This window comes from Seohaeicola zhoushanensis (assembly GCF_014656415.1).
Lineage (GTDB): Bacteria > Pseudomonadota > Alphaproteobacteria > Rhodobacterales > Rhodobacteraceae > Seohaeicola_A > Seohaeicola_A zhoushanensis.
In genome coordinates, this window is sequence record NZ_BNCJ01000003.1 from 13,496 (window position 1) to 31,301 (window position 17,806).

Genomic DNA, 17,806 nt, shown 5'->3' on the forward strand with positions numbered 1-17,806 from the left:
CGCCATGCTCCCGCTTGCTCCTGCCAGCCGGTCCCGGCTGAGCCATGCCCTCGCCTTCGCCCTCGCCCTCTGGCCCGCCACGACGCAGGCCGCCGAGGCGCCGATCCCCCACCTCGCAGCATTGGAAAGCTGGCTCGACACCCGCGCGCCCTGGCCCCGCCGGCCGGATGCGCCGCAGATCCGCCTCGTCACGCCGAGCCAGGCCGCCGCCCTCTCGGGCGATACGCTCCACACCGGCGAGATGCCGCGCGGCTATTACGACCCCGAAAGCGCAACCATCTACCTGGTGCGGCCCTGGTCGCCTTCCGACCCGCAGGATGTCTCGGTCCTGCTGCACGAATTGGTCCACCACCGGCAGGCCGCCGTGCCGCACTGGCGCTGCGCGGGTGCACAGGAACTTCCGGCCTATCGCCTGCAGGAGGCCTGGCTCAACGACCTCGGCCTCAAGGCACGGGTCAACTGGATCGCGCTGGTGCTCGCCGCCGAATGCGCGGCCCGCGACAAGCACCCCGACTGACCGCCGCGCAAACGAAAAAGGCCGCCCCCGGATCTCCGGAGGCGGCCCTTGTCACGATATCCCGCGGCTTACATGCGCGAGGCGACGTTTTCCCAGCTGACCAGGTTGTCGAGGAAGTTGGTCAGGTAGGCCGGACGCTTGTTGCGGAAGTCGATGTAGTAGGAATGCTCCCACACGTCGCAGCCCAGCAGCGCGGTCTGGCCGAAGCACAGCGGGTTCACGCCGTTCTCGGTCTTGGTGATCTTCAGCGCGCCGTCCTTGTCCTTGACCAGCCAGGCCCAGCCCGAACCGAACTGACCGGCGCCTGCGGCGGCAAAGTCTTCCTTGAACTTGGCGACCGAACCGAAGCTCTCGGTCAGCGCCTTTTCCAGCTCGCCCGGCATCTTGGTGCCGCCCGGCGCCATCATTTCCCAGAACTGGTTGTGGTTCCAGAGCTGGCTGATGTTGTTGAAGATGCCGTTCTGCGCAACGGCGGTCTTGTTGTAGGTGCCGGTGATGATCTCTTCGAGCGACTTGTTTTCCCACTCGGTGCCGGCAATCAGCTTGTTCCCGTTGTCGACATAGGCCTTGTGGTGAATATCGTGGTGATATTCCAGCGTCTCCTTCGACATGCCGCTCTCGGCCAGCGCGTCGTGAGCATAGGGAAGGTCAGGAAGTGAAAAAGCCATGTCGGCCCCCTTTTGGTCGGTGGTTATTTCCTGCTGACGTAACTGAGCGCCTAAAGCGCCAGCGTCAAGTCTCTTGCATCAACGCGGGGGCTTGAGCGGGGGTTCCGCCCGTTTCCACGATGGATTCTTCGCAAATCCGCTCCTCCCCGTACCCCGGGTTGCGGTCCGCTTGTACATGGTTCAAATAGGCCAAGTTCTGCGAAACAGTCCTGCGCCCCACGCGGTATATCAATTCCCCAGACCTGCTAAGACTGGCGACCGGACTTTACTGGGAGGACTTCCATGCAGATTTCTCGCCGCACGCTTCTGGGCGCGCTCATCACTTCGACCATGCTCGGCACCAGCGCCATGGCGTCCGGCGACGAGCCGATCACCCTGGTCCTGCCCTATTCGGCAGGCGGCCCGACCGACGGCATAACCCGCTATCTCGCCGACGAGCTGACCGGCATCCTCGGCCGCACCTTCCTGGTCGAGAACAAGCCCGGCGCCAACGGCATCATCGCCGCGCAATATGTCGCCACCACGCGCGCGCCCCAGACCACGCTGCTGGTCGGCGGCACCGGCCCGATCTCGCTCAACACCATGCTGCGCAAGAACCTGCCGTTCAAGCTGGCCGACTTCCAGCCGGTCTCGCTGGTCGCCAACGGCCCGATGGCCGTGACCGTGCCCGCCTCGGCCGGTATCGAGTCGTTCGAGCAGTTCGTCGAACAAGGCCAGGGCAAGCCGCTGCGTTTCGGCACCTTCGGCCCCGGCAGCCTCAGCCAGCTTTACGGCGCGCTGCTCAGCAACGAGTTCGGTTTCGACCTGGTCGAAGTGAGCTACAAGACCACGGCGGAAGAGGTGAAGGACATCCTCGGCGGCCAGGTCGACTTCACCGTCTCCTCGCCCTTCGGCGTGATCGGCCAGATCAAGGCCGGCGAGATGAAGATGCTCGCCGTCGCCCGCCCCGAGCGGATGGAGCAGCTGCCCGACGTCCCGACCTTCGCGGAGCTCGGCCACCCCGAGATGACCGCCTCCTTCTGGACCGGAATCTTCGCCCCCGCCGCGATGGACACCGAGCTGGTCGGCCAGATCAACGTCGCGCTGACCCAGATCATCGACAAGCCCGAGACCAAGGAGGTCTTCGGCAAGATCGGCCAGTTCGGTATCGGCGGCCCGGTCGAGGTGCTCTCCAAGCAACTGGAAGAGGACCAGGCCAAGTGGGGCAGCGTCATCGAACAGCGCGGCATCGTGCTGAACTGATTTCCGGCGCAAGCCACTGACAGGAAACGCGAAGGGGCCGTCATCGACGGCCCCTTTTGCGTTTGGGGAAAGAGGAAGTCAGGAGCATTGGGATTTCTGCGTCCCGCTCAATCCCCGCTCCATCCCACCCGGAATCAAGCCGAAGGCACCGGGCGAGCGTCGGGGCGCGCAGGATTACGGCAAAGCGCACAGCAGCGTTCAGGCACGCCGGGCAGCGGCCGACCGTGGGTGGCCGCTCCGACCGCGACCAGCCTGGCGCTTCATGGTGACGCCCGCTGCGCCGCTGGAACGATGCACTTGCGGTGACGAAGCGGCCGCCCGAGCGGGCGGTCGGCCGCTGCCCGGCGGCGCGCAAGGCGCGCCTTGATTCCGGGCCTGACGCACTTGAAAAGCCGTTCCTCAGCCCTTCTGATAGGGCCGCGGAATATGGCTCATCAGCGTCTGCGAAAAGCCCCCGTCCACGATGATCTCGGCCCCGTTCACATAGGACGCGCGCGCACTGCCGAGATAGACCACCGCATCCGCCAGCTCTTCGGCCGCACCGATCCGGCGCAGAGGCACCACCTCCTCGCGGCGGGCGCGGTCCTGCGGGTCCTCGTAGAACCGTTCGGTCAGCGGCGTGCGGAACAGGCCGGGGCTGACGCTGTTGGTGCGGATGCCCTCGGCCCCCCATTCCACCGCCATCTGCTGGCTCAGCATCAGGATCGCCGCCTTGCCCATGGCATAGCCACCCGAACGCGGCTGCGCATTGCGCCCGGCGATCGAGGCGATGTTCACGATCGCCCCAGCCCCCGCCGCCCGGCTGGCGCGGAAGGCCTGCGCACAGCGCAGGTAGCCGCCCACGTTCACATTCATCTGCCGCTGCCAGGCATCCATCTCCAGCGCCTCCAGCGGCGCAGGCGAGGACATGGCCGCGTTGTTCACCAGCACCGAAGGCGCGCCGACCACCTCGACGCAGCGCGCGAAGGCCGCCTCGACCGAGGCGACGTCACCCACGTCCACCGGCGCGAAGGCCACCTGCGAGGCATAGGCCGCCAGCGCATCGGGCACGCCCTCGTCGGCATCGCCCCGCGCCAGGTCGAGCATCATCACGTTGGCCCCGGCCTCCAGGAAAGCCCGGCTGATCGCCAGCCCGAGCCCCCCGCGCGCGCCCGTCACCACGCAGGTCCGCCCTGCCAGTCCCAGCCAGTCCGTCGTCATCCAGGGTCACTCCGTCAGAAAGGTTCAAAAGCGAAAAGGGCGCCCGCAGGCGCCCTCGCGAGGTTATCGGCGCAGCAGCTTGCGCAGGCTGTTCACGCTGAAGAACACCAGCAGTATCATCGTCAGCCCGAAGAAGGTCGCCGCGATAGGACGCTCGAGGAAGGTCGAGAAATCGCCCATCGTCACGACCATCGAGCGGCGGAAGTGCTCCTCCAGCATCGGCCCCAGCACGAAGCCCAAGAGCAGGGTCGACCCGTCGAAGCGCAGCAGCCGCAGGCCGATCCCCAGAAGGCCGAAGATCACCAGCATGTAGATGTCCATGACCGAGCTGCGCACCGAATAGATGCCCACCACCAGGAAGGCGATCATGATCGGGAACAGAAGATGATAGGGCACCCGCAGCAGCCGCACCCAGAGGCCCACCATCGGGATGTTCAGGATCACCAGCAGGATGTTGCCCACCACGAAGGAGGCTACCAGCCCCCAGAACATCTCGGGGCGCTCGGTGATGAGCAGCGGGCCGGGAATGACACCGTGAACGATCAGCACGCCCAGGATCATCGCCATCACCGCATCGCCCGGAATGCCGAGGCTCATGGTCGGGATGAAGGCGGTCTGGATCGCCGCATTGTTGGCCGCCTCGGGGGCAGCGACCCCTTCGATCGCGCCCTTGCCGAACCGCTCGGGGTGCTTGCTCACGCGGGTTTCCAGCGTGTAGGACATGAAGGTCGCGATGGTCCCGCCGGTCCCCGGCAGCGCGCCGAAGAAGGCGCCGATGCCGGTGCCGCGCAGCATCGGGAAGAAACTGCGCTTCCACTCCTCGCGCGAGGGCAGCATCGAACGCAGGCTCACCGACTGCGCGCCCAGCTTGGAATCCGGGCCGCCCCTGGCCGTGGTGATGATCTCGGGCAGGCCGAACAGCCCCAGCGCCAGCGCCACCAGCGACAGCCCGTCAAAGAACTCGGGCATGTCGAAGGCAAAGCGCGCGGTGCCGGTGTTCAGGTCCAGCCCGACAATGCCCAGCAGCATCCCGAACATCACTGTGATCAGCGACTTGACCGGCCGCCCGGTGGACAGCAACGAGGCCGCGACCAGAGCGAAGCTCATCAGCATGAAGTATTCCTGCGGCCCGAACTGCATCGCGACGCCCGCCAGCGGCACGGTCAGCACCGCAAGCATCAGCGCACCCAGCGTGCTGCCCACGAAGGAAGCGATGGCGGTGATGAACAGCGCCAGCCCGGCCTGCCCGTTCTTCGCCATCGGGTAGCCGTCGAGCGCCGTGACCACGCTGGTCACCGTGCCCGGCATGTTCAGCAGGATCGAGGCGGTGGAACCGCCATAGGCCGCGCCATAGTAGATGCCCGAGAGCATGATGACCGCGAAGGTGGGGTCGATGTGATAGGTGATCGGCATCAGCATGGCGAGCGTCGCCATGCTCCCGAGCCCCGGCAGCACGCCGACCATGGTCCCGAGCAGAACCCCCAGCCCGCAATAAAGCAGGCCCTCATAGCTCATGGCGACCGCGAAGCCGAGCGCCAGGTTGTCGAGAATGGATCCGCTCATATCGCAAACACCTTCATCGAGAGGCCGAGGAGATAGACGAACAGCCCCGCGCAGCAGAGCGCGGTGATCGCCGCCAGAAGCAGCGAGCGCGGAATGTTGCGGTTGTCCGAGGCGAAGGTCGACAGGAAGACCGAGGCGAAGATCGCCGGAATGATCCCGAACCGCTCGATCAGCAGCGCGAAGGCGATCAGCGAGGCGCAGATGATCATCACCGGCCAGAGCGACAGCCCGTCACGCACGAAGCCGGCGGGCGGCATCCGCAGCGCGGTGAAGACCAGCAGCAGGCCCAGCACGATCATCCCGATCGCCAGCAGGCTCGGGAAATAGCCGGGACCCATGTTGGTCAGGCTGCCCATGTCGTAGGTATAGCTTTCCCGCAGGGCCAGCAGCCCGACGAGGATGGCGCAGAGCGCTCCGACCAGGTCGGGCAGTCTCTCGCGTAACTTGGTGGTCATGTCATAACCTCCCTGACGGACCGGACTCATGCCACTCACGCGGTGGCATCGAGGGATTCCTTGAGCAGTAGTGCTCCAAGCGCGGTTCCATGAACCGACAGATGTGCGCCCAGCTGGATCGCCTGGAGGATATCGGCGCGGGGAACACCCGCCCCCAGGGCGAACCGGATCCTGCGGCGCAGGGCATTCGGGTTGTAGCCGGTGAAACAGGCGCTCAGCGCGATCTCGATCAGGCTGCGCTCTGCCGGGCCAAGCCCGTCGAGGCTGTCCTCGCTTTCCAGAAATTCGAGGACGGCGTCAAGATAGGCCGGATCGAGCCGGGCCAACGCCTCGATGCCGCGCATATCCGCCGGCAGCACCCGCTCGACCCGCGCGCGCAGCCCCGCCGGCAGGGCGTCGCTCAGGTCGACCCCGGCCTCTTCGGCCAGGATCTCGGCGGCCTCGTAGACGCTGTCCAGCCCCTGCTCGGTGACGATGCGCAGCACGTCCAGAACGTCGGCGACACTGGCCCCGGCCTCGAAGGCCATGCCCAGGTGGGTGCGCGCGCCATTGGTGTAGAGATGCGTCGAAGAGCAGTCGAGCGCGAGATAGATCAGTTCCACCATCCGCGCCGAGAGCGGCCCGTTGCGCGCCGGATGCCCGGCATAACGCGCATAGCGGCGCAGGAAATCCGGGTTGGTCCGCAGGATCGCCTCGGTCCAGGGCCGCCAGTATCCGCGCTCGGTGATGAAATAGGCCTTGATGTCCCGCTGGGCGGGCGAAAGGTCGTCGCTCATGTCCGCGCGCTCCGCTCGGGGGTCAGGATCTGGCCGGTCAGGAACTGCGCCCGCGCCCCGGCAACATAACAGAACAGGTCGGCCAGCCGGTCCAGCCCCGCCGGATCCGCGACTTCGACCGCGTTGATGCGCAGCGCCCGGTCGGCCAGCTCGCATGCCAGCGTGCGCACCATCATCCGCGCCGCCTCGCCCGCGCCCTGTCCGGCAACGTCGTCCTCGCCACCTGGCGCGGGCAGCAGCAGCGTCAGGCTCGCCCTTGCGCCATGGGCGGCGGCAAAGCGGCGCGCGCTCGCATGGACCGCCTCGACCAGAACCTCCGCATCCGCCGCCAGCGGCGTCGCGTCGATCACCGCGGGATAGCGCCCCGCCTGCCCCGACATCAGCGCGGCGAGGCTCGGAGCGCTCTCCTGCCCGTGAATCGTCAGCTCGGTCTCGGCCTCCAGCGGCAATACCGCCTGGGCGTTCGGCGCAAAGCCGAAGCTGCCGCCATAGACCGACGATCCGCCATCGAGGCTCAGCACCTGCCCGTTCAGCGCCGCCCCGCCGCTCCCCGCCAGGAACAGCAGCGCATGGGCCAACTCCTCGGGGTGCGCCATCCGCCCCAGCGGGATCTTGGCCACCGCGCGGTCCGGGTCCAGCCGGCCGGCGGCGATCAGCCCCTCGACCATCTCGGTGCGCACGAAGCCGGGGCAGAGAACCGAAACACGAAGATCCGGCCGCGCTCGCGACAGCGCGCGCGAGGCAACGATCAGCCCGGCCTTGCTGGCGCTATAGGCGCCTCGGAACGGGATCGCCCGCAGCCCCGCCCCCGACGAGACATTGACCACCCGCGCACCCGGCACCAGCCGCTGCCCCAGAACCTCAACCAGCCGCATCGGCGCGGCGAGGTTCAGCCGCATCACCGGACCAAGCGCGGCAAAGTCCTTGTCGCACAGCCCCGTGCCGCTGCCATCCGACATGCCGGCATTGTTGACCAGCGCGTCGATCCGGCCCAGATCATCGGGCAGAGACAAGGCAAGCGGATCGGCCGTCAGGTCGGCCGTCACCGCGACATGGCCTTTCCCCAGCCCGTCGCGCACCGCCGCCAGCCGCAGCGAGTCGCGGTCGACCAGCACGCAACGCCAGCCGTCGCGGGCGAACAGCTCCGCTGCCGCCTTGCCCACGCCCGCCGCCGCTCCGGTTATCAGGACCGTCCGCATCGCTCTCCCCGCCCGCGCCGGCTCAGATGTTGGTGAAGGTCGATCCGCCGTCGACCACCAGAGCCTGTGCCGAGATGAACTCGGCGGAATCGCTCGCGAGGAAGCAGATCCCGCGCGCGATATCGGTAACGGTGCCCAGCCGGCCCAGCGGCGTGCGCGCGATGCGCGCCGCGTCACGCTCGGCGTTGCGGTTGCGCTGGGTGCCTTCCGTCGGCACGGCCGAGGGGCAAAGCGCGTTCACCCGGATGTTGCGCGCGCCCAGCTCCGCGGCCGCCGCGCGGGTGATCCCCAGGATGCCCGACTTGATGCCCGAATAGACCACCGAATTCAGCGTCGAGCGCAGCGCCGCCGTCGAGGCGACGTTGACGATCGCCCCGCCCCGCTCGGGGTCCATCGCCGCCGCGGCGGCCTGGATGCCCCAGATCACACCCTTGAAGCCGATGTTGAGCATCCGGTCCATGGTCTCGTCCATGATGTCGGGCACCGCCTGGTAGCGCACCCAGGCGGCGTTGTTCACCAGGATGTCGAACCCTTCGCCCTGCGCGCGCGCGGCCTCGACCGCCCCGAACATCCCCTCGCGGGTCGAGACGTTGGCCACCACGCCGAAGGCATTGCCGCCGCTCTCGCAGATCTCGGCCACGGCGGCCTCGACGAATTCTTCCTTCAGGTCGTTGATCCCGACGATCGCGCCGCGCGCGGCCATCTGGCGCGCGGTCTCGCGGCCGATGCCATTGCCTGCGCCCGTGATCAGGGCCACCCGGCCCAGCATGTCCTGTTGCATCCCGCTCTCCTCAAGCCGCGTCGATGAATGTCTTGCCGAGCCCGCGCAGCGCCGCCGGCGTGTCGAAGGCCGCGTCGATCTTGCGCACGGCGCGCAGCGCCCGGTGCAGCGGCACTTCCCAGGTAAAGCCCATGGCCCCATGCAGGTGGATCGCCCGCTCCAGCACGAAGCCCGCGTCTGCCGCCGCCGTGACGAAGGCCGCCCGCGCATCGCGCGCCGCGCCGAACTCGTCCGCCGCCAGCGCGCGCGCCAGCGCCGCCTTGTTCTTCTCGACCAGCAGCTTCATCCGCGCCAGGCTGTGGCGCACCGCCTGCTTGGCGCTCAGCGGCCGGCCGAACTGGGTCCGCGTCTCCAGGTAGGCCGCCGTGGTCTCCAGCGCGGCTTCCGCCAGCCCGGTGACATAGGCCCCCTGCAACAACCGCGCCTCGCGCCGCAGCGCCGCGAAGCCTTCGGTGTCCAGCACCGCGATCTCGCGCGCGCCCGCCAGCCCCAGCCAGGACTGCGGCCGCTCGGGGTCGAGCGCCGGGTCTTCGCTGACCTGAAGCGACTCGCGCTCGAACAGCACCGCCTCGCCGTCGCGCGCCACCAGCACCGCGCCGCAAACTCCCGCGAAGGGCGCCTGCGAGGCCAGCCCCAGGCCGACGTCACCCTGCCAGGCGATGGTCGCCACCAGCTCGCCCGCGATCAGCGCCGCCGCCTGCGGCGTGCCGGCAAAGGCCCGCGCCAGCAGCATCTGCTCGACAAAGGGAAAGCCCAGGTTCTCGCGCCCGGCAATCGCCGCCAGCGAGAGGGCGAATTCCAGCCCCAGCCCCAGCCCGCCATCGTCCTCGGCGGCCGAGATGCCCAGCAACCCGGCCTCGGCCAGCAGGCCGGCGGCACCGGCAATGTCATGCCCGGCGGCATCGGTGATCGCCGCCAGCGCGGCATCGGCGAAATCCTCGGGGCGGAGCGTGTCGTCTTCGGTGCTCATGTCACTTGTCCTTCGCCAGGTTCAGGATGCGCTGCGCGATGATGTCGAGTTGCACCTCCGAGACGCCCGCATAGATCGTCTCGGCACGGGCAAAGAGATAGCCGGTGGTGAAATGCGCCTTGGCGCGCCGCGCCAGCGGGCTCGATTGCGGCCCGACCTGCGCCAGCAGGTCATAGGCGAAACCGGCGAAGGCCTGGTGGCACTCGGACCAGTAGAACTTCGACAGCGACCCCCGCGCGCCGATCGGCGCCCCAGATTCCAGGTGCTCGACCGAGGCCTCGATCAGCCCCTTCAGCCCGTCGATCTGCCCGACGATCTCGCCCACGCGGCGCTGCACGTCACTGTCGTCGAGCCGCCGCGCCAGCACCGCGTCCGACTTGCAGGCGCGCAGCAGGCTGCGCAGCTCGGCCTCGAAGCGCCAGGGGCGATACATCCGGTTGGTCGCCCGCTCGATCGACAGAACGCGGATCGCCGCGCTCCAGCCCTCGTCCGGGGCGCCCAGGCGCAGGCTGTCGGCCACCTCGACGTTGTTGAAGAAGACCTCGGCAAAGCTCTCCTTGCCGTCGATCGACTTGATCGGGCGCACGGTGATACCGGGGCTGTTCATCGGCACCGCGAACATCACCAGGCCCTTGTGCTTGTCGGCCACCGTCCCGGTGCGCGCCAGCAGCAGGCAATAGGTCGCCTTCATCGCGCCCGAGGTCCAGATCTTCTGGCCGTTGATCCGCCAGGTCTCGCCCTCAAGCTCGGCCTTGGTGCGCAGCCGCGCGAGGTCCGAACCCGCGTCCGGCTCCGAGAAGCCCTGGCACCAGTAGTCTTCCAGCCGCAGGATGCGCGGCAGGAACTCGGCCTTCTGCGCCTCGGTGCCCACCGCCATGATGATCGGCCCGGCCAGTTCCTTGCCCACCGAACCGACGCTCTCGGGCATCATCAGCGCGCCGATCTCCTTGTTCACGGCAAGATGCTCGCGCAGGGTCAGGCCAAAGCCGCCGTATTCGGTCGGCCAGGTCATACCGGCCAGGCCGGCCCGGTGCATCGCGCGCTCCCAGAGGGTGCATTCCTCCAGCGTCGGCGCGCGATAGGCCAGGCTGTCGCTGCGCATGTGCTCGGGCAGGTTTGCCGCAAGCCAGCTGCGCGCATGGGCACGGTACAGCTCGCGCCCCTGCGCGGGGTCGGGAATGGTCACGTCGGTCTGATAGGTCATCGGAATCCTCGACAGGGTCAGGCCGCGGGGGCAACCGGGATCAGCAGCGCGTCGAGGGCAACAACCCCCTCGCCCTCTGCCCGGACCAGCACGGGGTTGAGGTCGATCTCGGCCACCTGGCCGGCATGGCGAACGGCGAATTCCGACAGGCGCGCCAGCGTCTGCGCCGCGGCGCTCACATCGGCGCGCGCCAGCCCGCGGGCGCCGTCCAGCACCGGGAACATCCGCAAGGACCGGATCATCGCCAGCGCCTCGGTCTCGCTGACCGGGGCGGTCTGCACCTGCACGTCCTGCAGGACCTCGGCATAGATCCCGCCGATGCCCACCATCGCCACCGGGCCAAAGACCGGATCGCGCGAGATGCCCATGATGAGCTCGGCGCCCTTGCCGGCCATCGGTGTCACCAGCACGCCGTCGATGCGCGCCCCCGGCGCCCTGGCCGCGGCATTCGCCAGGATCCGGTCATGCGCCGCACGAACCGCCTCGGCATCGCCCAGGTTCAGCACAACGCCGCCGATCTCGGTCTTGTGCGCGATATCCTCGGACACGATCTTGAGCACGACCGGGAAACCGAAGCGCCCCGCCAGCTCCGCCGCCTCGTCGGCCGAGGTGGCAACCGCCTCGGGCAGCACGGCGATGCCCGCCGCCCCCAGCGCCTGCTTGGCGTTGTATTCGTTGCGGAAGGCCGCCGGGTCCAGCGTCTCGGACGCGATCTCGGCCCGCGCGACACTGCCCGCCGAGCGCAACGCGCCAAGGCGCGCCAGCCCGTCCAGCCCGCCGACCGCGCTGTCGATGCTCGGGAAGACCGGGATGCCAAGCGCGACGATCTCGGCCACCGCATCCGCCGGACCGGCGGCGGCGATCACCAGCAGCCGCTCGGGATGCGCCGCGCGGATCTGCGCCAGCGCGTCGAGGTAGATCCCCCGCAGCCGCGAATTGTGCAGCGACAGCGACAGGAACAACAGCGTCGCGTCGGTGTTCGGCTCTTCCATCAGTGCCGAGAGCATCTTGAACAGGATGTCCGGGCGGCTCGACATCTGCGCCGAGGCATCGACCGGGTTCTCGGTCCCCGCCGTCGGCACCGTCTCGCGGATCACCGCCTTGGTCGGCTCGCTCAGCGGCGGCAGCGTGAAACCGGCGTTCGAGGCGGCATCGGCCATCATGATCCCGAACCCGCCCGAGGCCGCCACAACCGTCAGCCGCTTGCCCGCCGGCAGCCGGCCCGGCAGCAGCTGCGAGGCCGCGTGGCCCACGTCCAGCAGTTCCTCGACGCTGCGCACCCGCAGCGCGCCATGGCGGCGGAACACCGCGTCGATCACCGCATCCGACCCGGCCAGCGCGCCGGTGTGCGAGGCGGCTGCCGCCTGCCCGCTCTCGGTCGCGCCGATCTTCAGCACGATCACCGGCTTGCCATTGGCCCGCGCCAGGTCCAGTGCCGTGATCAGGCGCTCGGCGCTGCGGCAGGTCTCCATGCAGCACAGGATCACCCGCGTATGCGGATCCTGGGCCATGGCGGCGATGCCGTCGGCCACGTCCACATCCGCCTCGTTGCCCGTGGCGATGAAGCGGCTCACGCCCAGACGGCGCAGCGCCACGTTCTGCACCATGTAGCTGCCGATATTGCCCGACTGCGACACGATCCCGACCTGGCCCAGCGGCGGCATGTTCTCTTCCAGCACGATCGAGAACGACCCGATCGCCCCGTCGACCACGCTAATCGTGCCCAGGCAGTTCGGCCCCAGCAGCCGGATGCCCGCCGTGCGCGCGATCTCTACCAGCTCGTCCTGCATCGCCACGCCCTCGGGTCCCGCCTCGGCAAAGCCCGAGGACAGCACCACCACCGCCTTCACCCCGCGCGCCGCGCAGTCGCGCAGCGCCTCGGCCGTCGCGCCCGCCGGCACCGCCAGCACCGCCATGTCCGGCGCCGTCGGCAGATCGCGCACCGAGGCATAGGCCGTCAGCCCCTGGATCTCGCCTGCCCGCGGGTTCACCGGATAGATCGGCCCGGCATAGCCGTATTTGCGCAGCAGGTGCACCGGCCGGCCGCCGATCTTGTTGATGTCATCCGAAGCGCCGACGACGGCAATGCCCTCGGCCTTGAAGAAGGCATCGAGTCCGACACCCGGCTGCGCGATAGCGGTGGTCATGGATCAGCGTCCCTTGAACTGCGGAGCGCGCTTTTCAAGGAAGGCCATCCGCGCCTCGCGGGCATCCTCGGTCTTGGCCAGCGCCATGGTGAATTCCTGCTCGAAGCGGTAGGCATCCCGCTGCGGCATCACGTCGACCATATTGGCCGCCCGCTTGGCATAGATCGTCGCCAGCGGCGCCTTCGAGGCGATCTCGCGCGCCAGCTCCATCGCGGTCGGGATCAGCGCCTCTTCCGTCGTGACCTCTTCGATCACGTTGCGGCGGAACAGGTCGGCGGCGGTCAGCCGCTGCCCGGTGAAGAACATCCGCCGCATGGTCGACCGGCCCAGCACCGTGCGCAGCATCGACGCGCCACCGGCCAGCCCGACGTTGATCTCGGGCATCCCGAAGGTCGCCTTGTCGCTGGCAAAGAAGATGTCGCAGGCCATCGCCAGCGCCATCCCCGCCCCCAGCGCGGCGCCGTTGACGGCGGCAACCACCGGCTTGGCGCATTCGCGGATCGCGTTGGTGGTCTCGCGGGTGATCCGGTTGTGTTCGAGGAAATCGCCCGGAATGTCGGCCGAGGGCCGGTCCTTCAGGTCGGCCCCGGCGCAGAAGACCTTGCCGGTGGCGGTCAGCACCGCGCAGCGGATGTCATCGCGGGCCGAGATCTCGTCGAAGGTGGCAACGATCTGCCGCCGCATCTCGCGGCTGAGCGCGTTGACCGGCTGCCTGTCCATCGTCACCAGCGCGACGTAGTCCGAGACTTCGAGGTGTACGAACGTGTCTGTCATGGTTCCCCTCCAAGGCTGACCCATCGGTCAGTTTCCATGTTGGGTAGCGATCCGGGCGCCCAAAAAGCAAGCATCGGCCCCCTGCCAATCCTGCAGAACACTCCTGCACAGATTCGCTGTAATGCGTCGTAAATTATTGATATTAATTCATATTTATAATCCTCAAGGACCATCACGAAAGCCGCACCCGCGCCCCGCTGGGCTGACCGATCGGTCAGCCTCCAGCCAACTGACCGGTCAGCCCAAGGCGACAGGAACAGCCGACCAAGCCCGCCGGCGGGCTGGTTCACACGACAAGGGAAGGGAAAACCCGCGCTCTATGCGCCGTCGATGCCGTTCAGGATCAGGCTGAAATAGGCCTCGGCGATGTCCTGCGCGGTCTTGGTCCCACCGGGACGATACCAGCGCTGCATCCAGTTCAGCGAGGAGAGGATCAGCCGCCCGGCCATCCGCGTATCCTCAATCCGGAACTCGCCCGAGGCCACGCCCTCGTCGAGGATGCCTCGCAGCATGTTCTCGAAGGCATCCCGCCGCACCCGCATCTTGAGCGAGACGCGGTTCTCGTTCGAGGACCAGAACTCCTGCGAGGAGGCGATCCAAGACAGGCGGTTCTCCTCGAAATAGCGCGCGGTGATCTGCATGAAGGTCAGCAGCTTCTCGCGCGCGCTGCCGCCCTTCGCCAGCGCCTCCTCGACCTGCTCGTTCAGGCCCGAGCCGCCGGTCGAGGCTGCCTTGGTGAAGATCTCGTATTTGTCCGAGAAGTGGTGATAGAGCAGCGATTTCGAAATGCCGCAGGCATTGGCGATATCGCGCATCGACGTGCTCTCGTAACCGCGCTCGACGAAAAGCTCGGCCGCGGTCTCGATGATCCGCTCGGCGCGGCTGTTGCGGTCTTTCGGCACGTCCGGTTCCATCATTTTCCCTGCAGTCTCAGTGCTATGCGCCACGCGCCGCCGCCACAAGGCCAAAGGCCCGGCGCAGGGCGCGCCGGGCCGTTCGCCGCCCGCAGGTTACGCCGCGAGCGCACCTGCGGGAACAGTCTTCCTCAGCGGTTGCGCAGCGCGTTGCGCACCATGCTGCGGCCGATGATGACCTGCTGGATCTGCGTCGTGCCCTCGTAGATGCGGAACAGGCGCACGTCGCGATAGAAGCGTTCGACCGCGTATTCGGTCATGTATCCGGCCCCGCCGTGGATCTGCACCGCCCGGTCAGCGACACGGCCGACCATCTCCGAGGCATACATCTTGGTGCAGGCCGCCTCTTCCGAGACATTGGTCCCGGCATCCTTGCGCCGCGCGGTCTCCTCGACCATGCAGCGCGCCGCATAGGCCTCGGTCCGGCTGTCCGCCAGCATCGCCTGGATCAGCTGCTTGTCCGCCAGCGGCCCGCCGAACTGCTTGCGGTCGATGGCATAATTCAGGCTCTCGTGGATCAGCCGCTCGGCCGCGCCGACGCAGATCGCCGAGATGTGCAGCCGCCCGCGGTCGAGCACCTTCATCGCCGTCTTGAAGCCGACGCCCTCCTTGCCGCCCAGGATCGCCGAGGCCGGCACCCGGCAGTCCTCGAAGATCACGTCGCAGGTATGCGCGCCGCGCTGGCCCATCTTGTGGTCCTTCGGGCCCAGCTTCAGCCCCGGCGTGCCCGCCTCGACCAGGAAGGCCGTGACGCCCGAGGCATCGGTCGTGTTCGGATCGGTTCGCGCGAAGACGGTGAACAGCCCGGCGCGCGGCGCATTGGTGATGAACCGCTTGGTGCCGTTCAGCACGTAATGGTCGCCCTCCCGCCGCGCCGAGGTCCGCACCGACCCGGCGTCCGAGCCGACGTCCGGCTCGGTCAGCGCAAAGGAGGCGATCAGCTCGCCGTTGGCCAGGCGCGGCAGATACTTCGCCTTCTGCTCGGGCGTGCCGTCCATGATGATGCCTTGCGAGCCGATCCCGTTGTTGGTCCCGATCAGCGAGCGGAAGGCGGGCGAGGTAAAGCCCAGCTCGAAGGCGATCTGCACCTCCTCCGACATCGTCAGCCCGACGCCGCCGTATTCCTCGGGAATGCTCATCCCGAACAGCCCCATCTCGCGGATCTCGGCAACCACGTCCTCGGGAATGGCGTCGTCTTCGGCAACCTTGTCCTCCAGCGGCACCAGCCGCTCGCGCACAAAGCGCGAAACGGTGTCGCGGAACTGGTTCAGGGTCTCGGCATCAAGGCTCATGTTTGTCCTACCTTCGTGTCTTTTATCTCTTGCTCAGGCCCAGGCGCGCAGTTCGGCGCAGGGCGCTTCGGCCAGCCCCTCGGCCTGCAGCGCCTCCAGCCGCGCGACGACCGTCGCAAAACCGATGCTGCGGCCATAGCAGACCGGCCCACCCCGATGGCGCGGGAAGCCATAGCCGTGGATCTTCACCAGATCGACATCCGCACCCGAAGACGCGATGCCCTCGCCCACGATCTGCGCCGCCTCGTTGATCATCGGCAGCAGGATGGCGTCGACGATCTCCTCGGCACTGCGCGCCCGCGTCTTCGCCGGCACCTGCGCGCGGGCCGCCTCGATCGAGGCCCCCACCGCCAGCGGCAGGCCCGGCTGCGCCTTGCCGTCCTCGTAGTCGTACCAGCCCCCGCCGGTCTTGCGGCCCAGCCGCCCCGCGGCGACCAGCAGGTCGCCAACCGGCGCAAAGCTCTCCTGCCCCCGCGCCCGCGCCGCCTGGCGCTGATAGGCCGCGATATCCAGCCCCGAGAGGTCCTGCGCCTCGAACGGCCCCATGGCCATCCCGAAGCCGCGCATCGCCGCGTCCACCTCGGCGGGCGTGCTGCCGGCCAGAAGCAACCGCTCCGCCTGCACCCGCATCAGCTTGAGGATCCGGTTGCCGATGAACCCGTCGCAGATCCCCGCGCGCACCGGCATCTTGCCGGCCAGCCGCGCCAGCGCAAAGCCGGTCGCGAGAACATCGGGCGCGGTCGCGCCGGTCGGCACGATCTCCAGCAGCTTCATCACATGGGCCGGGCTGAAGAAATGCAGCCCCAGGAACCGCTCGGGATGCGGCAGCCCGGCATAGATCGCCTCGGGGTCGAGATAGGAGGTATTGGTCGCCAGCACCGTCTCGGGCCCGCAAACCTCTGCCAGCCGGGCAAAGACCGCGCGCTTGACCTCCAGGTCCTCGAAGACGCCCTCGATCACCAGGTCGCAGTCGCCCAGCACCTCATAGCTCTCGCCCACGCTGAAATCGGCGAGCCGCGCGGCCATCGCCGCCTCGCTCATGCGCCCGCGCGCCACCGTCTCGCGGTAGATCTTCTCGACATTGCCCAGCCCGCGCGCCGCGGCCTCGGCATCCCGCTCGACCATGCGCACCGGCAACCCGGCGTTCAGCATCGCCACTGCGATGCCCGCCCCCATGGTGCCGCCGCCGATCACGCCCACGCGAGTCAGCGGGCGCGGCGTGATGCCGTTCAGCTCGGCCGGACGCGGCGCCGCGCGTTCGGCATGGAACACGTGCCGCAGCGCCGCCGCCTCGTCCGAGGCGCGCAGCCGCAGGAAGGTCTCGCGCTCGAAGGCCATGGCCTCGGCAAACCCCGCGCCCGCCGCATGGCGCAGCGAGGCCAGCGCCTCGCCCGGCGCCGCCGCACCCCGCGCCGCCTTGCGCACCCGCGCCTCGGCCGCCGCCCAGAAGGCCGCATCCGGCGCCTCCACCGAACGCGCGCTCAGCGCCACCGGCAGCGGCCGCGCCAGGGCTGCCGCCAGCCAGGCCAGCGCAGCCGCAACCGCATCCTCGGCATCGACCACCGCGTCGACCAGCCCGATTTCCGCCGCCCGCGCCGCCGTCACCGGCTTGCCCGAGGTCACCAGCTCGACCGCCGCCTCGATCCCGGTCAGCCGCGGCGTGCGCACCGTGCCGCCCGCGCCCGGAATGATCCCGAGGTTCACCTCGGGAAAGCCGAGCTTCGCGCCCGCAACCGCCAGCCGCCAGCGACAGCCAAGCGCCAGTTCCATACCGCCCCCCAGCGCATTGCCGTGGATCAGCGCCAGCCAGGGCTTGCCCGCCCCCTCGACCGCCGCGATCACGTCGGGCAGGTGCGGCTCCATCGGCGGCAGGTCGAATTCCTTGACGTCCGCCCCGGCGACAAAGGTCCGCCCGGCACAGCGCAGCAGCACCGCGCGCACCGCGGGGTCGGCGTCGGCGGTGCGGACCGCCTCGATCAGGCCGGCGCGCACGTCGCGCGACAGCGCATTCACCGGCGGGTTGTCGATCACGACCTGGGCAATGCCCCCGGCCACTTCCACGGATACGCTCATGGAGGAATTCCTTTGATTTGTCAGAGGGGGG

16 protein-coding genes are annotated in these 17,806 nt (G+C 68.6%); 2 read left to right on the forward strand and 14 right to left on the reverse strand.

Annotated elements, in window-relative coordinates:
• The first annotated feature begins 4 nt into the window (after positions 1-4).
• Complete coding sequence (locus IE266_RS07785; protein ID WP_189679505.1) at positions 5-517, forward strand: DUF6647 family protein; 513 nt, start codon at positions 5-7, stop codon at positions 515-517.
• Between the two features lie 68 nt (positions 518-585).
• On the opposite strand, the gene IE266_RS07790 is transcribed toward IE266_RS07785, so the two are convergent.
• Entirely contained in the window at positions 586-1,185 is a 600-nt protein-coding gene (locus tag IE266_RS07790; protein WP_189679506.1) for a superoxide dismutase, read from the reverse strand.
• Between the two features lie 282 nt (positions 1,186-1,467).
• On the opposite strand from IE266_RS07790, the gene IE266_RS07795 reads away from it, so the two are divergent.
• Entirely contained in the window at positions 1,468-2,427 is a 960-nt protein-coding gene (locus tag IE266_RS07795) for a Bug family tripartite tricarboxylate transporter substrate binding protein (RefSeq protein ID WP_189679507.1), read from the forward strand.
• A gap of 399 nt (positions 2,428-2,826) precedes the next feature.
• Here IE266_RS07795 and IE266_RS07800 read toward each other — a convergent pair whose 3' ends face one another.
• The 13 genes from IE266_RS07800 to IE266_RS07860 all read right to left on the reverse strand — a co-directional run bounded on the left by IE266_RS07800 (position 2,827) and on the right by IE266_RS07860 (position 17,775).
• Positions 2,827-3,627 (reverse strand): SDR family NAD(P)-dependent oxidoreductase, encoded by an 801-nt coding sequence (locus tag IE266_RS07800; protein WP_189679508.1) that lies wholly within the window; start codon positions 3,625-3,627, stop codon positions 2,827-2,829.
• Positions 3,628-3,690: 63 nt separating this feature from the next.
• Complete coding sequence (locus IE266_RS07805) at positions 3,691-5,190, reverse strand: tripartite tricarboxylate transporter permease (RefSeq protein WP_189679509.1); 1,500 nt, start codon at positions 5,188-5,190, stop codon at positions 3,691-3,693.
• Positions 5,187-5,645 carry a tripartite tricarboxylate transporter TctB family protein gene (locus tag IE266_RS07810; RefSeq protein ID WP_189679510.1) on the reverse strand — a complete coding sequence of 153 codons (459 nt, stop codon included), beginning with the start codon at positions 5,643-5,645 and terminating at the stop codon, positions 5,187-5,189. Before IE266_RS07810 ends, IE266_RS07805 begins: the two co-directional genes overlap by 4 nt.
• Positions 5,646-5,680: 35 nt before the next feature.
• Positions 5,681-6,421 (reverse strand): carboxymuconolactone decarboxylase family protein, encoded by a 741-nt coding sequence (locus tag IE266_RS07815; protein WP_189679511.1) that lies wholly within the window; start codon positions 6,419-6,421, stop codon positions 5,681-5,683.
• Entirely contained in the window at positions 6,418-7,620 is a 1,203-nt protein-coding gene (locus IE266_RS07820; protein WP_189679512.1) for an SDR family oxidoreductase, read from the reverse strand. The genes IE266_RS07815 and IE266_RS07820 overlap by 4 nt, the downstream gene beginning before the upstream one ends.
• Positions 7,621-7,642: 22 nt before the next feature.
• On the reverse strand, positions 7,643-8,401 hold the full coding sequence (locus IE266_RS07825) for an SDR family NAD(P)-dependent oxidoreductase (RefSeq protein ID WP_189679513.1): 759 nt from the start codon (positions 8,399-8,401) through the stop codon (positions 7,643-7,645).
• Between the two features lie 10 nt (positions 8,402-8,411).
• Positions 8,412-9,371, reverse strand: coding sequence for an acyl-CoA dehydrogenase family protein (locus IE266_RS07830; protein ID WP_189679514.1), 960 nt, complete (start codon positions 9,369-9,371; stop codon positions 8,412-8,414).
• A 1-nt stretch (position 9,372) separates the two neighbouring features.
• The gene (locus tag IE266_RS07835; RefSeq protein ID WP_189679515.1) at positions 9,373-10,575 is read right to left on the reverse strand and encodes an acyl-CoA dehydrogenase family protein; all 1,203 of its coding nucleotides are present in this window, start codon (positions 10,573-10,575) and stop codon (positions 9,373-9,375) included.
• Between the two features lie 17 nt (positions 10,576-10,592).
• A complete protein-coding gene (locus IE266_RS07840; protein ID WP_189679516.1) occupies positions 10,593-12,722 on the reverse strand; it encodes an acetate--CoA ligase family protein in 2,130 nt (709 codons plus the stop codon).
• Positions 12,723-12,725: 3 nt separating this feature from the next.
• Positions 12,726-13,496, reverse strand: coding sequence for an enoyl-CoA hydratase/isomerase family protein (locus IE266_RS07845; RefSeq protein ID WP_189679517.1), 771 nt, complete (start codon positions 13,494-13,496; stop codon positions 12,726-12,728).
• A 317-nt stretch (positions 13,497-13,813) separates the two neighbouring features.
• Positions 13,814-14,410, reverse strand: coding sequence for a TetR/AcrR family transcriptional regulator (locus tag IE266_RS07850; protein WP_189679518.1), 597 nt, complete (start codon positions 14,408-14,410; stop codon positions 13,814-13,816).
• Between the two features lie 131 nt (positions 14,411-14,541).
• A complete protein-coding gene (locus IE266_RS07855) occupies positions 14,542-15,702 on the reverse strand; it encodes an acyl-CoA dehydrogenase family protein (RefSeq protein WP_189679519.1) in 1,161 nt (386 codons plus the stop codon).
• A 33-nt stretch (positions 15,703-15,735) separates the two neighbouring features.
• Complete coding sequence (locus IE266_RS07860) at positions 15,736-17,775, reverse strand: 3-hydroxyacyl-CoA dehydrogenase NAD-binding domain-containing protein (protein ID WP_189679520.1); 2,040 nt, start codon at positions 17,773-17,775, stop codon at positions 15,736-15,738.
• Between the last annotated feature and the right edge of the window lie 31 nt (positions 17,776-17,806).